Source organism: Streptomyces sp. Tu 3180, from assembly GCF_009852415.1.
Taxonomy (GTDB): Bacteria; Actinomycetota; Actinomycetes; order Streptomycetales; family Streptomycetaceae; genus Streptomyces.
The window spans coordinates 645,380-662,132 of record NZ_WOXS01000002.1; the positions used below are offsets into that span (position 1 = coordinate 645,380).

Below are 16,753 nucleotides of genomic sequence, written 5' to 3' on the forward strand. Positions count from 1 at the left end.
GAGAATCGGGAGATCGTGTCGGGGGACCGCTCAGGAGATCCCGAGTTCCCTGTCGATCAGGTCGAACATGTCCTGGTCGGAGGCGCCGACCAGTTCCTCGTCGACGGCCGTGTGCGCCGGCTCGCCGGTGGGTGTCGTCCAGCTGTCCAGCAGGCCGCGCAACGCGTCCGCGAGTTCCTGCCGGGCGGCCGGGTCGGTCGCGGCGCGGTAGGCCGCTTCGATCTCCCGCAGCCGGGGGTCGAGGGTGGTGCCGGAGGTGGTGTCCGGGAAGAGCTCGGCCTCGAGGTGGTCGGCCAGCGCGTTCGGTGTCGGGTGGTCGAACACGATCGTGGCGGGCAGGCGGGTGCCGAGCGCGGAGCCGAGTCGGTTGCGCAGCTCGACCGCGGTCAGCGAGTCGAATCCCATGTCCCGGAACGCCTTGCCCGCCCTGACGCCGTCGTGGGAGCCCAGGACCGTGCCGACGTGGGTCCGGACCAGGTCGATCAGGCGCCGCCGCCGCTTGGCGGGAGGCAGAGCGGCGAGTTCTCCCCGCAGTCCGGTGGCCGCCGCGGTGTCGCCGGCCGTGGCGGCCTCCTCCTCGTGTCGTCCCGCCAGCAGGTCCCGGACCTCGGGTACGTCGTCGATGAGCGGCCGGTGACCGTGCGCGCAGTACGCCGGTACGAAGCGGTCCCAGCGGATGTCGGCGACGACCTGGGTCGTCTCGCCGTCCGCGACCGCCTCGCGCAGCGCCCGCACGGCGAGGCGCGGTTCCATGGCGGGCACGCCACGGCGCAGGAGTTGCTCGGCGACCTCGGCGTCCACCATGCCGCCGCCGGCCCAGGCGCCCCAGGCGATCGAGGTGGCGGGCAGACCCGCGGCCCGGCGTCGCTGGGCGAGGGCGTCGAGGTGGGCGTTGGCGGCGGCGTAGGGCGCCTGTCCGCCGTTGCCCCAGACTCCGGCGCCGGAGGAGAACAGCACGAAGGCGTCCAGCGGCCGGTCGCCGAGCAGGTCGTGCAGGTGGTGGGCGCCGACGACCTTGGCGTGCATGAGGTCGACGGTCTCGTCCGCGTCGACCTCGGTGAGGGGCCTGGCCAGGTCGACGGCCCCGGCGGTGTGGACGACCGCGGTGAGCGGCAGGTCGTCCGGCACACCGTCCAGGAGGGCGGTGAGCGCGGCGCGGTCGGCGACGTCGCAGGCGGCGACGGTGACCCGGCAGCCGAGGGCGGTCAGCTCCCGCTCCAGTTCGGCCGCGCCGGGAGCGTCGGGGCCGCGCCTGCTGGTGAGCAGCAGGTGTCCGGCGCCGTCGCGGGCGAGGTCCCGGGCCACGTGGGCGCCGAGCGCACCGGTACCTCCGGTGATGAGGACGGTTCCGCGGGGCTTCCAGACGGAACCGGCGGCCGTCGCCTCCGGGCGCCGGGGCGCGCGGACCATGCGTCGGACGCACACGCCGCCGGCGCGGACGGCGAACTCCGTCTCCCTGCCCCCTGACGCGTCGTCGCCCGCGGCGGGTCCGGCCAGCAGGGCGGGCAGACGGGACAGCAGGTCGTGCGCACCGTCCCCTGCGGGGAGGTCGACGAGGCCACCGGAACGCTCGGGATCGTCGAGCGCGGACACCCTCAGCAGGCCCCATACGGCGGCCTGGCCGGTGTTCGGCGCCTCCGAGGCCGCGTCGACGGCGACCGCTCCCCGCGTCACCGTCCACAGGGCCGTGACGAGTCCGGTGTCCGCGAGGGCCTGGCTCAGGGCCATGGAGGCCAGCAGTCCCCGCGAGACGCCGTTACTCCGCTTGTCGGGGGTGTCGTCCAGCGCGAGGAGCGACAGCACTCCCGCGGGCGGTCGCTCGGGCGAGGCGACGGCAGCCAGCCGTTCGGCGAGAACCGCCCGGTCCGCGTTCTCGGGCACGCCGAGGCGTACGACGTCGGCGCCCGCGTCCTCCAGCACGTTCCGTGTCCGCAGCGTCAGTTCGCCGTCGGTCCACGTCTCGGGGACGGCGAGGAGCCAGGTGCCGTCCAGGGTGCCGGCGGCGGGCAGGTCGTGGGGCCGCCAGACCACCCGGTAGCGCCAGTTGTCGAGCGTGGCACGGTCGCGGCCCGCCCGCCGCCAGGCGGCCAGCGCCGGGACGACGGCGTGCAGCCCGTCCCGCTCGGAGACACCGAGGGTCGCCGCCAGCTCCGACGGATCGCCCTCCTCCACGGTGCGCCAGAACTGCTCCTCCACCGGATCGGCGGCCCTCGCCTCCGCCTTCGGCGCCTCCAGCCAGTAACGCCGCCGCTGGAAGGCATAGGTCGGCAGGTCGACGCGGCGCGGGGACAGCCCCGCGAAGGCCGCCGTCCAGTCGACCGCGACACCCCCCGCCCACGCCTCACCCAGCGACACGTACAGGCGCTCCAGACCGCCCTCGCCCCGCCGCAGCGACCCCACCACCACCGCGTCCGCGCCGGCCGCCTCGATGGTCTCCGCCACCGGCACCGTCAGCACCGGATGCGGACTCATCTCCAGGAACGCGCCGTGCCCCTCGGCCACCAGCCGCCGCACGGCCGGCTCCAGCAGCACCGTCTGACGCAGATTGCGATACCAGTACCCGGCATCCGTCTCACCCGCGCCGACCCACTCCCCCGTCACCGTCGACAAGAACGGCACCGACGCCACCCCCGCCACGACCGGGCCCAGCACCTGCGCCAACTCCGCCTCAAGGGCCTCGACATGCGCCGAGTGCGAGGCATAGTCCACCTCGATACGACGCACCCGAATGCCCGACGCCTCCGCCCGGGCGACCAGCTCGTCCAGCGCGTCCGCGTCCCCGGACACCACCGTCGAGGTGGGCCCGTTGACCGCCGCGACCCAGACCCGCCCCTCCCACCCGGCGAGCAGAACATCGGTGTCCTCGCGGGAAAGAGCGACCGAGACCATGCCGCCGCGGCCGGCCAGCGCCACGATCGCCCGCGACCGCAACGCCACCACCCGCGCACCGTCCGCCACACTCAGCGCACCCGACACCACCGCGGCGGCGATCTCACCCTGCGAGTGCCCCACCACCGCGGCCGGCCGCACCCCGAACGACTCCCACACCGCCGCCAACGACACCATCACCGCCCACAACACCGGCTGCACCACATCCACCCGGTCCAGCCCCGGCACGCCCGGCCCACCACGCACCACATCCACCAACGACCAGTCCACAAACCGCGACAGGGCCGCACCGCACTCCGCGAACCGCGCCGCGAACACCGGCGAGGACTCCAACAGCTCCACCGCCATCCCCACCCACTGCGCCCCCTGACCCGGGAACACGAACACCGGCGAACCGGCCGACACCGACGCCACACCCGACGCCACCGGCTCGCCCCCCACCAGCACCGCCCGGTGCTCGAACACCGACCGCGACGTCACCAACGACCACGCCACATCCACCGGACGCACCCCGGCCGACCCCACGAAAGCGTTCAACCGCTCGACCTGCCCGGCCAACGCCCCCTCGGAACGAGCCGACACCAGGAACGGAACGGCGGTCCCGTCCCCGGCCACGGGCGGTTCCGCGGCCTCCGCCTCGGCCTCGGCCTCCTCCAGGATCACGTGCGCGTTCGTCCCGCTGATCCCGAACGACGACACCCCCGCCCGGCGGGGACGCCCGTCCCGCGCCTCCCACTCCCGGGCCCGCGCCAGCAACTCCACCGACCCCGACGACCAGTCGACGATCGTGCTGGGCCGTTCGGCCCTGAGCGACTTGGGCAGCGCTCCCACCCGCATCGCCTCGACCGTCTTGATGACGCCGGCGATGCCGGAGGCGGCCTGGGTGTGACCGATGTTGGACTTCACCGAACCGATCCAGAGGGGACGGCCGGCGTCGTGCTCCCGCCCGTAGGTGGCGAGCAGCGCCTGCGCCTCGATCGGATCACCCAGCCGGGTGCCGGTGCCGTGCGCCTCGACCACGTCCACCTCCGCCGCCGACACCCCCGCGTCCGCCAGCGCCGCCCGGATCACCCGCTCCTGCGACGGACCGTTGGGCGCGGTGAGACCGTTGGACGCACCGTCCTGGTTGACCGCGGTGCCCCGCACCACCGCGAGGACCCGGTGCCCGTTGGCCCGGGCGTCCGACAGCCGCTCCAGCAGCAGCACGCCCACGCCCTCGGAAAGGGCGAACCCGTCCGCGTCGGCGGCGAAGGGCTTGCAGCGGCCGTCGGGGGCGAGCGCACGCTGGCGGCTGAAGGCGATGAACGCGCCGGGGCCCGACATCACCGTGGCCGCCCCGGCCAGGGCGAGGGAGCATTCGCCGTTGCGCAGGGCGCGCACCGCCAGGTGCAGCGCGACCAGCGAGGACGAGCAGGCGGTGTCGACGGTCACCGCCGGCCCCTCCAGCCCCAGCGCGTAGGCGATCCGCCCCGAGGCCACGCCGGCCGCGGCTCCGGTGGCGAGGTAGCCCTCGTTGTCGCCGGAGGCGGCGCGCAGCCGGGTGGCGTACTCCTGGTCGGTGAGGCCGATGTAGACACCCGTGGAGCTGCCGCGCAGCGCCTTGGGGTCGATGCCGGCGCGTTCGAGGGTCTCCCAGGTGGTCTCCAGCAGCAGCCGCTGCTGCGGGTCCATCGCCGTCGCCTCACGCGGCGAGATGCCGAAGAAACCGGCGTCGAACTCCGTCACCCCGTCCAGGAATCCGCTCTCCCGGACGTAGGTGGTGCCGAGGTGGTCGGGGTCGGCGTCGTACAGGGCGTTCAGGTCCCAGCCGCGGTCGGCCGGCAGCGCCGTGATGGCGTCCACCTCGTCGGCGACCAGTCGCCACAGGTCCTCCGGGCTGCGCACGCCGCCGGGGAAACGGCACCCCATGGACACGATCGCAATGGGGTCGTCCGCGCGGACCTCGTCCGTGCCACCGGCGTCGGCAGTGGTCGCCCGCTGCTGTTCCCGCTCCGTCCGGCCGAACGCGCGCTCGTCGACGTAGGCGGCCAGGGCCGTGATGCTGGGGTGGTCGAAGACGACCGTGGTGGGCAGGGACAGCCCGGTGGCACGGTTGAGCCGGTCCCGCAGGGCCACGGCGGTCAGGGAGTCGAATCCCATGTCCTTGAAGGCGGTCTCGTCACCGAGCGCGCCGGATTCGGCGGGCGTGTGTCCGAGTACGGCGGCCACGTTGGCGCTGACCAGCGCGCGCAGTGCGGCCGGTCGGCGGGCGGGCTCCAGCGCCGCGATCTCGCTCAGCGCACCGGCGGTGTCATGGGCGTCGGTGCCGTCGCCGCCACCGTCCGCAGAGGTCACGGCGTCGGGCAGCTCCCGCAGGAGTGCGCTGCCGCGCACGGAGGTGAAGACCTCGGTGAAGCGCCTCCAGTCGACGTCGGCGACGACGACGCACGTGTCGTCGTGGTCCAGGGCCTGCTGGAGCCCGGCGATCGCGGGAGCGGGTTCGATCACGGGGACGCCCCTGCGCCGCAGATCGTCCTGCACCGACTCGGCGATCATGCCGCCGCCCGCCCAGGGTCCCCAGGCGACGGACAGGACACGAGCCCCGTCGGCGCGGCGGCGCTGGGCACGGGCGTCGAGGATGGCGTTGGCCGCTCCGTACGCGGCGTGGTCGGCGACGCCCCAGGTGCCGGAGATGGACGAGAAGTAGACCACGGCGTCCAGTCGTCCGGTGTCGAGGACCGCGTCGAGGTGTTCCGCGCCCAGCACCTTCCCGGAGAGGGTGGCCGCGAGGTCCTCCACACCGGTCTCCGCCACCGGTCCGAGCACGCTCACGCCCGCCGCGTGGACGACGGACCGTACGGGGGTGCCGTCCCCGGCGAGACGAGCGACCAGGCCGGCCATCGCCTCACGGTCGGCCGTGTCGCAGGCGGCGACCGTGAGCCGGGTGCCGCGTGACCGCAGTTCGGCGCGGAGTTCCTCGATGTGCGGGCCGTCGCCCGTCCGGCCGGTGAGGACGACGTGTTCGGCGCCGTTGCCCGCCAGCCAGCGGGTGACGTGGGCGCCCAGCGCGCCGGTGCCGCCGGTGACGAGGACGGTGCCGCGCGGCTTCCAGGCACGCGGGGCCGTCCTGTGGCCCGTGGGCGCGTGGACGAGTCGACGGCCGTACGCCTTGCCCCCTCGCAGGGCGACCTGGTCCTCCTCGGTGCCCGCGGCGATGACGTCGGGCAGAAGGGCGACGGTGTCGGGGGCAAGGGTCGCGGGGAGGTCGACGAGGCCGCCCCAGCGCCTGGGATGCTCCAGAGCGGCTGCCCGGCCCAGGCCCCAGACACCGGCCTGGGCCGGGGATGTCGGCGCGTCGTGCGGGCCCGTTCCCACGGCTCCCTGGGTCACGCACCAGAGGGACGCCTCGATCCCCGCGTCGCCGAGGGCCTGGACGAGGGCGAGGCTGCCGGCCAGGCCCAGCGGAACAGCCGGGTGCTCCGGGTGCGGCCGTGTGTCGAGGGGCAGCAGGGAGAGGACACCGGTGACCGTCTCGGCACCGCCGGTCCGGCCGAGCAGCGCCTGGAGGTCCGCCCGGTTCATGTCCCCGGGCTCGACGGCCAGGGTCAGGACGCGGACGCCCCGGTTCTCGAGCGCGGTCCGCACCGCGGTGGCCGTACCGTCGTCCTGGACGGTCGCGGGAACGACGAGCAGCCAGGTGCCTGTGACGGCGGCCGGGGCCACAGCCGGAAGGGCTCGCCATTCGACGCGGTGGCGCCAGTTGTCGAGCGTGGCACGGTCGCGGCCCGCCCGCCGCCAGGCGGCCAGCGCCGGGACGATCTCACCCAGACCGTCGGTGCGCTCCAGCCCGAGGGTACGGGCGACTTCCCGGAGGTCACCGTCCTGGACGGTGCGCCAGAACTGCTCCTCCACCGGATCGGCGGCCCTCGCCTCCGCCTTCGGCGCCTCCAGCCAGTAACGCCGCCGCTGGAAGGCGTAGGTCGGCAGGTCGACGCGGCGCGGGGACAGCCCCGCGAAGGCCGCCGTCCAGTCGACCGCGACACCCCCCGCCCACGCCTCACCCATGGACGCGTACAGGCGCTCCAGACCGCCCTCGCCCCGCCGCAGCGACCCCACCACCACCGCGTCCGCGCCGGCCGCCTCGATGGTCTCCGCCACCGGCACCGTCAGCACCGGATGCGGACTCATCTCCAGGAACGCGCCGTGCCCCTCGGCCACCAGCCGCCGCACGGCCGGCTCCAGCAGCACCGTCTGACGCAGATTGCGATACCAGTACCCGGCATCCGTCTCACCCGCGCCGACCCACTCCCCCGTCACCGTCGACAAGAACGGCACCGACGCCACCCCCGCCACGACCGGGCCCAGCACCTGCGCCAACTCCGCCTCAAGGGCCTCGACATGCGCCGAGTGCGAGGCATAGTCCACCTCGATACGACGCACCCGAATGCCCGACGCCTCCGCCCGGGCGACCAGCTCGTCCAGCGCGTCCGCGTCCCCGGACACCACCGTCGAGGTGGGCCCGTTGACCGCCGCGACCCAGACCCGCCCCTCCCACCCGGCGAGCAGAACATCGGTGTCCTCGCGGGAAAGAGCGACCGAGACCATGCCGCCGCGGCCGGCCAGCGCCACGATCGCCCGCGACCGCAACGCCACCACCCGCGCACCGTCCGCCACACTCAGCGCACCCGACACCACCGCGGCGGCGATCTCACCCTGCGAGTGCCCCACCACCGCGGCCGGCCGCACCCCGAACGACTCCCACACCGCCGCCAACGACACCATCACCGCCCACAACACCGGCTGCACCACATCCACCCGGTCCAGCCCCGGCACGCCCGGCCCACCACGCACCACATCCACCAACGACCAGTCCACAAACCGCGACAGGGCCGCACCGCACTCCGCGAACCGCGCCGCGAACACCGGCGAGGACTCCAACAGCTCCACCGCCATCCCCACCCACTGCGCCCCCTGACCCGGGAACACGAACACCGGCGAACCGGCCGACACCGACGCCACACCCGACGCCACCGGCTCGCCCCCCACCAGCACCGCCCGGTGCTCGAACACCGACCGCGACGTCACCAACGACCACGCCACATCCACCGGACGCACCCCGGCCGACCCCACGAAAGCGTTCAACCGCTCGACCTGCCCGGCCAACGCCCCCTCGGAACGAGCCGACACCAGAAGGGGAATGGCCTCGCCCTCGGCGGCAGGGGGAAGCTCCGTCGTCCGAGTCGGCTCGGCCTCGGCCTCCTCCAGGATCACGTGCGCGTTCGTCCCGCTGATCCCGAACGACGACACCCCCGCCCGGCGGGGACGCCCGTCCCGCGCCTCCCACTCCCGGGCCCGCGCCAGCAACTCCACCGACCCCGACGACCAGTCGACGTACGGAGTCGCCTCCTCGGCGTGCAGGGACCTGGGGGCGACGCGTGCGCGCATCGCCTCGACCGTCTTGATGACGCCGGCGATGCCGGAGGCGGCCTGGGTGTGACCGATGTTGGACTTCACCGAACCCAGCCAGAGGGGACGGCCGGCGTCGTGCTCCCGCCCGTAGGTGGCGAGCAGGGCCTGCGCCTCGATCGGGTCGCCGAGCCTGGTGCCGGTGCCGTGCGCCTCGACCACGTCCACCTCCGCCGCCGGCACCCCCGCGTCCGCCAGCGCCGCCCGGATCACCCGCTCCTGCGCAGGACCGCTCGGTGCCGTCAGCCCGTTGGAGGCCCCGTCCTGGTTGACGGCCGAGCCGCGGACGACGGCCAGCACCCGGTGCCCGTTGGCCCGGGCGTCCGACAGCCGCTCCAGCAGCAGCACGCCCACGCCCTCGGCCCAGTTGGTGCCGTCGGCTCCGGCGGCGAACGGCTTGCAGCGGCCGTCGGGTGCCAGACCGCGCTGGCGGCTGAACTCGACGAACATGCCGGGGCTGGACATCACGGTCGCGCCGGCCGCGAGGGCGAGGGAGCATTCGCCGTTGCGCAGGGCGCGCACCGCCAGGTGCAGCGCGACCAGCGAGGACGAGCAGGCGGTGTCGACGGTCACCGCCGGCCCCTCCAGCCCCAGCGCGTAGGCGATCCGCCCCGAGGCCACGCCGGCGGTGGTGCCGGTGAGGACGTGTCCCTCGACGGTTTCGGTGGCTTCGTGGAGGCGGGGGCCGTACTCGGGGGCGGTGGCGCCGACGAAGACGCCGGTGGGGGTGGAGTGCAGGGTGCGGGGGTCGATGCCGGCGCGTTCGAGGGTCTCCCAGCTGGTCTCCAGCAGCAGCCGCTGCTGCGGGTCCATCGCCGTCGCCTCACGCGGCGAGATGCCGAAGAAACCGGCGTCGAACTCGGCGGCGTCGTGCAGGAATCCGCCTTCGCGGACGTAGGTGGTGCCGGGCCGGTCCGGGTCGGGGCCGAAGAGGTGGGCGAGGTCCCAGCCGCGGTCGGTGGGGAAGGCGGTGAGGGCGTCCGCTCCGTCGGCGACGAGTCGCCACAGGTCCTCGGGGCTGCGCACGCCGCCCGGGAGGCGGCAGCCCATGGCGACGATCGCGACGGGGTCGTCGGCGGCGGTGCGGCCGGTGGGGACGGAGGGCGTGGCCGCGCGGTCGTCGCCGGTGGTGCGCAGGCGGCCGGCCAGGCGGGCCGGGGTCGGGTACTCGTAGACCGCGGTCGCGGGGAGGTCGTGTCCGGTGAGGGCGTTGATCCGGTCCCGCAGTTCCACTGCGGTGACGGAGTCGATGCCGAGGTCCTTGAAGGAGCGCCGGGGGTCGACGGCCGCGGGGTCCGGGTGGCCCAGTACGGCGGCGGTGCTCTCCTGGACGAGGCGCAGGGTGTCGGTGCCGGAAGGGCCGGCGGGGGTCTGGTGCACGGCGTCCGGGGTGGCCGCACGCCGGTCCGGGGCGGTGGTGGGCGGGGCCGGGGCGCCGGCGGGTGCGGCCGGGGCGTCGGTGCCGCCGGAGATCCAGTGGCGGCGCCGCTGGAAGGCGTAGGTGGGCAGTGCGGTGCGGCGGGGCGCGAGGCCGGAGAAGACCGGTGTCCAGTCGACGTCGGCGCCCCGGGCCCACAGGGCTCCCAGGGAGGTCTGGAAGCGGGCGGGGCCGCCGTCGTCGCGCCGCAGGGTGCCGGTGACGACCGCCCGGTCCCTGCCCGCGGTGGCCTCGACGGTGTCCTGGACCGGGCCGGTGAGGACGGGGTGCGGGCTGACCTCGACGAAGGCTCCGTGTCCGGCGGCGGTGAGGGCGCGGACGGCGGGTTCGAGCAGGACGGGTCGGCGCAGGTTGTCGTACCAGTAGGCGGCGTCGGTGGCCGGGCCGTCCAGCCAGTCGCCGGTGACGGTGGACAGGAAGGGCACCTCGGGGGTGCGCGGGGTGATGGGGGCGAGCAGGCGCAGCATGTCGTCGCGGACGGGTTCGACGTGCGCCGAGTGGGAGGCGTAGTCGATCCCGACCCGGCGGGCCCGGACGTTCTCGCGGCCGGCGGTGGCGAGGACGTCGGCGACGGTGCCGGCGTCGGCGGAGACGACGGTGGAGGAGGGACCGTTGAGGGCGGCGACGGTGACGCGGTCGCCCCAGCGGGCGGTGAAGTCCCGGGCGGCGTCCGGGGGCAGGGCGAGCGACACCATGCCGCTGCGGCCTTCCAGGGGGAGGAGGACCTTGCTGCGGAGGGCGACGACCAGTGCCGCGTCCTCGAGGCTGAGGGCGCCGGCGACGCAGGCGGCGGCGATTTCGCCCTGGGAGTGTCCGACGACGGCGGCGGGCCGCAGGCCGTGTGCCTGCCACAGGGCGGCCAGGGACACCATCACGGCCCACAGGACGGGCTGGACGACGTCGGAGCGGTCCAGGGGCGGGGCCGTGGGGTCGCCCCGCAGTACGGCTTCGAGGTCCCAGTCGACGTGCGGGGCGAGGGCGCGTCCGCACGCGGCGAGGCGGTCGGCGAAGACCGGTGAGGTGGCGAGGAGTTCGGCGGCCATGCCGTGCCACTGGCTGCCCTGGCCCGGGAAGACGAACACCGGTCGGTCGATGTCGCCGTCGACGGGGCCGGCGGGTACGGCCGTGGTGAGCGCGTGCAGGACGCTCGTGGGGTCGGTGCCGGCGGCGACGGCACGGTACTCCAGGTGGGTGCGGGTGGTGAGCAGGGACCAGGCGGTGTCGACCGGGTCGGGGCGGGTGGCGCGGACGTGATCGCCGAGGCGTTCGGCCTGGGCGCGCAGCGCCTGGGGGGTGCGGGCGGAGAGCAGCCAGGGGACGGTGGCGGGGGCGGTGCGGGGGGTGCGGGGTGCCTCGGGTGCGGGGGCCGGGGCGGCTTCGAGGACGAGGTGGGCGTTGGTGCCGCCCATGCCGAAGGAGGAGACGCCGGCCCGGAGCGGGACACCGGGGGTGTCCGGGGTCCAGGGGGCGAGTTCCCGCTGGACGCGCAGGCCGAGCCGGTCGAGGTCGATGGCCGGGTGCGGCCGCTCGTGGTTGAGGCTGGGCACGAGGTGGCCGTGGGAGAGGCACAGCACGGCCTTGAGGAGCCCGGCGATGCCGGCCGCGCCCTCCAGGTGGCCGATGTTGGTCTTCACCGATCCGACGGCGAGGGGGGTGCGGCGGCCCGCGGCGGTGCCGAGGACCTGTCCGAGGGCGGCGGCCTCCACGGGGTCGCCGGCCCGGGTGCCGGTTCCGTGGAGTTCCACGTAGCCGACGTCGGCGGGGTCGACGCCGGCGCGTTCGTAGGCGGTGCGCAGGACCGCCTGCTGGGCGGCGGCGTCAGGGGTGGTGAGGCTGGTGCCGGTGCCGTCGTTGTTGAGTGCGCCGCCGCGGATGACGGCGTGCACGTGGTCACCGTCGGCGAGGGCCCGGTCGAGGAGTTTGAGGACGACGACGCCGCCGCCCTCGCCGCGTACGTAGCCGTTGGCGCGGGCGTCGAAGGTGTGGCAGGCGCCGTCCGGGCTGAGTGCTCCGAACTGGGCGGCGGCCAGGGAGCTTTCGGGGCTGAGGTTGAGGTGTACGCCTCCGGCGAGGGCGAGTTCGCAGTCCCCGCGGCGAAGGCTGTCGCAGGCGAGCTGGACGGCGACCAGGGAGGAGGACTGGGCGCTGTCCACCGTCATGCTGGGGCCGCTGACGCCGAGTGCGTAGGACAGCCGGTTGGCGATGAGGGCGCGGTTGAGTCCGGTGAGGGTGTGGTGTCCCGGTCCCGTGCCCGACCGCCGTACGACGTCGGCGTAGTCGCAGACGTCCGCGCCGAGGTAGACGGCGGTGGCGCGGGGTGCGGACGCGGCGGGGACGCCGGCGTGCTCCAGTGCCTCCCAGCCCAGTTCGAGGGCGAGTCTGGCCTGCGGGTCCATGGCGTCGGCCTCGCGGGGCGAGATGCCGAAGAAGGCGGCGTCGAAGTCGGCGGGTGCGGTGAGGTATCCGCCGCGGTGGGGGGCGGTGCCGCCGTCCGGAGTGGGCCAGCCGTCGTCCGGTGCGCCCTCGCGGCGGTCGTCCGGGGTGTCGGCGACGGCGCTGCGGCCCGCGCTGAGGAGGTCCCAGTAGGCGGCCGGGCCGTCGGCTCCGGGGAGCCGGCACGCGAGACCGACGACGGCCACGGGTTCCTGGCCCGGCGCGACGTTCCGGAGGTCGGTGGGCACCGGCTCGTTCATCGATGGCACTCCAGATACCGAGGGCGTGGGGAGGGGAACAGCCCTCACGTTCGCACGCGGTGCGGGGGTGTCCGGCGGCCCCGCGAAACGCTCTAGGGGAATTCCTAGGCGTGGCCGGGGCTTTCCGGATCCCGGTCCCGGCGGGCCGCCGATCGGTCGCGGGACGGGCGCGGGAGTCCGCGGGCCCCGGTCGTGTCCGGTCCCGGTCCATAGCGAGTCCGGGGAACGGGTCGCAAGGCGGAATGACTAGGCGAATGCTCGAATTGGGTCGGGCACGCTGGGGGCTGCGGCATTCGACTGCCGCCCCTTTCGGTGCGGGTGCCGTTCTTTCGGCGCGGAGGTGCGGACGACGGCGCTCCGGCCGGTGAACCGTCCGCACGGCAGGGCGCCTCGAACGAGAGAAGGTCGTATCCATGACACCAACGACCGCGCTGGTGCCGTCGCGCCCCGCGAGGACGCCGGCCGCGGCGGGCCTGGCCGCGTCCGCGGCGGCCGTCGACGGCGGTGTGCTGAGCAACGCCGACCTGGCGGCCTGGCTGGAGGACCGTCGCCGGGCGCAGGCGCAGCGGGTGGAGCGGATCGCGTTCGCGGAGCTGGACGGCTGGGCCTTCGACGACCTCACCGGCGACCTGCGGCACCGCAGCGGGCGATTCTTCTCGGTGCACGGGCTGCGGGTCTCCTCGGACTTCGGTCCGGTGCCGGCCTGGGAGCAGCCGATCATCAACCAGCCGGAGATCGGCATCCTGGGCATCGCGCTGCGCGACTTTGACGGAGTACCGCATCTGCTGATGCAGGCCAAGTCCGAGCCCGGAAACGTCAACGGGGTCCAGCTGTCGCCGACCGTCCAGGCGACGAAGAGCAACTACACGCGGGTGCACGGAGGTTCGGAGGTTCCGTATCTCGGGTGTTTCCGCCGTCCCGAGCCGGGTTCCGTGGTGGCCGACGTGCTGCAGTCGGAGCAGGGCTCCTGGTTCCTGCGCAAACGCAACCGGAACATGGTCGTCACGGTGGGGCCGGACGTCGAGGCCGGTGAGGACTTCGCCTGGTTGACGCTGGGCCAGGTCAATGCGCTCCTGCACGAGGAGAACCTCGTGAACATGGACGCGCGCACCGTGCTGTCCTGTCTGCCGGACTGGCAGGCGCAGGCGGTGGAGTCGATGCACCCGGACGCCGACATCCGCAGTTGGATCACCCGCCGGCGGGCCGAGCACGAGGTGCGGGTCACCGCGATCGGACTGGCGCAGACCAGCGGCTGGAACGTGGGCGACACCGAGGTGACCCACGAGCGCGGCCAGCACTTCAGCATCGTGGCGGTGGACGTCGCCTCGGCCCGGCGGGAGGTGCGGGCCTGGACCCAGCCCCTGCTGAAGCCGCACGGAACGGGCCTGGCCGCCCTGTTCGTGCGGCGGGTGCACGGTGTGCCGCACGTGTTGCTGCGGGCCCGTGCCGAACCCGGCTTCGTGTCGGTGGTGGAGCTCGGCCCGACCCTGCAGTGCGCGCCGGAGAACTACGCGCACCTGCCGGCCGGCCTCCGGCCGGCCTACCTGGACGAGGTGCTGGCCCGTCGCGCCGACGCCGTCTACGACGTGAAGCTGTCGGAGGAGGGCGGACGCTTCCTGCACGGCCAGATCCACTACGTCATCATCGAGCTCGACGACGATCTGCCGGTGCTCTCCGAGGAGTTCCGCTGGGTGTCCCTGCGCCAGGTGGACGAGCTGCTGCGCTACGACCACCACCTCAACGTCCAGGCGCGCACGCTGATCGCCGCTTGGAGGTCGCTGTGACGGAGGCGCGGGAGCGCACGGTCCGGCTGGGTGCGCTGGGGACGTCGTCGATCGCGTGGCGCCGGGTGCTGCCCACGGTGGTGCGTACGCCGGGGCTGCGGCTGACAGCCGTGGCCGGCCGTGGGGAGGCCAAGACCCGGCGGTTCGCGGAGCGTTTCGGGTGCGCCGCCGAAACGGACGTCGCCGCGCTGCTGGACAGGCCCGACGTCGACGCGGTGTACATCTCGACACCGACCGGGCTGCACCGCCGCTTCACCGAGCAGGCGCTCATGGCGGGCAAGCACGTTCTGGTGGAGAAACCGATCGGGGTGGACGCGGCCGAGGCGCGGGCGCTGTGCGCGCTGGCCGCGGAGCGGGATCTGGTGCTGCGGGAGAACTTCATGTTCCCGCACCATCCGCAGCACGCCTACGTCCGCGACCTGGTGGGGACGGGACGGCTCGGCCGGCCGGCCTCCTTCCACGCCGCGTTCTGCATCCCGCCGCTGCCCGAGGACGACATCCGTCACGACGCCCGGCTGGGCGGCGGCGCGCTGCTGGACGTCGGGGTGTACCCCCTCCGGGCGGCCTCGCTGCTGCTGGGACCCGGCCTGGAGGTGGCGGGGGCCACCCTGCGGGTCCGTGCCGAGGACGGGCTCGACCTGTCCGGCCAGGCACTGCTGGTGTCACCGTCGGGTGTGCTGGCCGAGCTGGCCTTCGGGTTCGAGCACGCCTACGCGTCGACCTACACGGTGTGGGGCGACCGGGCCCGGGTCACGGTGACCCGGGCGTTCACTCCGCCGCCCGCCCACCAGCCGCTGGTGGTGGTGGAGGAACAGGACCGCCAGGAGCACCTGCACCTGCCCGCGGCCGACCAACTGCGGCTGTTGCTCGAGGCGTTCGCCCGGCAGGTGCGCGCGGGCGGGGCCCGCACCGCGGAGAGCGGTGTCCGTGCGGAGGCGGTCGCGGCGATGGAGCTGGTGGATGCCGTGCGCGCCGCGGCGCGACGCGTTTCGGTCGATTGAACGCATGGCCAAGAAGAGCGAAAAAACATGGGAATAACCTGAATCCGATCATGCTAATTTGACATCATGATGGCCAACGCAACTAAGGCGAAGACGCGCACATTCACACAGAAGGCACGGCGGGCGCAGATAGTTCAGGCGGCTATCGAAACCCTCGCGGAAAGCGGCTACGCGAAGGCTTCGTTCGCCAGGATCTCCCGACAGGCGAAACTCAGCAGTACCGGGATGATCTCTTATCACTTCTCCGGAAAACCGGAACTGTTCGCCGAGGTCGCCCGCACGGTCATCGAACAGGCGCAGGAATTGACGGCCGCCCGTGTCGCCGACGAAACGACCCACCGCGGCAGGTTGAGCGCGTACATCACGTCCGGCTTCGACTTCGTCGCCCGCCACCCCCTGCAGGCGCGGGCGCTCTCGGAGATCGTCCGCATGGTCCGGGACGGGCGGATCACCGGCCTGGACGACGTCGAGCACACCGTCACGTCGGTGGAGTCGCTCGTGACGCTTCTCCGGCAAGGGCGCGAAGCGGGTGAGTTCGGCACCTTCGACTGCCGCACCATGGCTCTGGCCGTACGCGGCGCCACCGACAACGTACTGCGTCACCACCTGTACAGCACGTGTCACCAGCTTCAGAGCGCGGCGCGGGAGTTGGCGGAGGTGATCGATCGCTGCACCCGGCCCGACTGAGAGCCGTCCCGCACCGAGCCGTCCGGCCGCCGGCCGATCCACAGGAGCACCGTTCATGACCTCCCCCCCGTCCCGCTCCGGTCCCACGGCCTCCCCCGCCGACCCCCCTCCCGGCCCGTCCGGGGCCTCGCGTCCCCCCTCCCCCGCTGGGGCTTCGTCCTCACCGTCCTGTGCGACGTCGTGCTGCCGGTCGGGCTCTACTACGCGCTGCGCGCCGCCGGAACGAGCGAGATCACCGCTCTGCTGCTGAGCGGCTGCGCGCCCGCCGTGCACACGCTCCACTCCGCGGTCCGCCACCGGAAGCTGGACGCCATCGGCGTCTTCATCACGGCCCTGCTCCTGGTGAGCGCCGCGGCGTCGCTGATGACGTCCGACCCGCGCGTCGCACTGGCGCGCAACGGCCTGTTCACGGCGCTCGCCGGCGTCTGGCTGCTGGTGACGCTGTTCACCGCGCGGCCGTTCACCTACCAGGCCCTGCGCACCCTGCTGCCCGGGCGGACGGCGGTGCTGGAGGAGCTGTGGGAGACGGACGCGGCCTTCCGGCGGGTGTGGCGCGGGCTGACGGTGCTGTGGGGCGTGGGTCTGCTGTGCGACGCGCTGCTGCGTCTGGTGATGGCGTACAGCCTGCCCGTGGACACCGTGCCCGCCCTGGACGGAGTCCTGTACGCCGTGTCCTGGATCGGATTGCAAATCGTCACCCAGGTGGTGCTGTTCCGGACGCGCACGCTGCGCAAGATCTTCGCCGGCGGGGCGGCCCGGGGCGCCGCCCCGCTTCCCTCACCCGGCTCCGGGGCCGGCCCCGCGCACTCCGGGTGA

The 16,753-nt window shown here is 74.1% G+C and carries 5 protein-coding genes; 4 read left to right on the top strand and 1 reads right to left on the bottom strand.

What is annotated here, in order from left to right:
* Positions 1 to 30 precede the first annotated feature (30 nt).
* The gene (locus GL259_RS03910; RefSeq protein WP_159529189.1) at positions 31 to 12,465 is read right to left on the bottom strand and encodes a type I polyketide synthase; all 12,435 of its coding nucleotides are present in this window, start codon (positions 12,463 to 12,465) and stop codon (positions 31 to 33) included.
* Positions 12,466 to 12,878: 413 nt separating this feature from the next.
* Between GL259_RS03910 and GL259_RS03915 the strand changes: the two genes are divergently transcribed.
* The 4 genes from GL259_RS03915 to GL259_RS03930 all read left to right on the top strand — a co-directional run bounded on the left by GL259_RS03915 (position 12,879) and on the right by GL259_RS03930 (position 16,753).
* Positions 12,879 to 14,249: an NDP-hexose 2,3-dehydratase family protein gene (locus GL259_RS03915; protein ID WP_159529190.1), complete on the top strand. Its 1,371-nt coding sequence runs from the start codon at positions 12,879 to 12,881 to the stop codon at positions 14,247 to 14,249.
* Entirely contained in the window at positions 14,246 to 15,250 is a 1,005-nt protein-coding gene (locus GL259_RS03920) for a Gfo/Idh/MocA family oxidoreductase (protein ID WP_159529191.1), read from the top strand. Before GL259_RS03915 ends, GL259_RS03920 begins: the two co-directional genes overlap by 4 nt.
* 66 nt (positions 15,251 to 15,316) lie before the next feature.
* Positions 15,317 to 15,937: a TetR/AcrR family transcriptional regulator gene (locus GL259_RS03925; RefSeq protein ID WP_159529192.1), complete on the top strand. Its 621-nt coding sequence runs from the start codon at positions 15,317 to 15,319 to the stop codon at positions 15,935 to 15,937.
* A 180-nt stretch (positions 15,938 to 16,117) separates the two neighbouring features.
* Entirely contained in the window at positions 16,118 to 16,753 is a 636-nt protein-coding gene (locus tag GL259_RS03930; protein WP_159529193.1) for a VC0807 family protein, read from the top strand.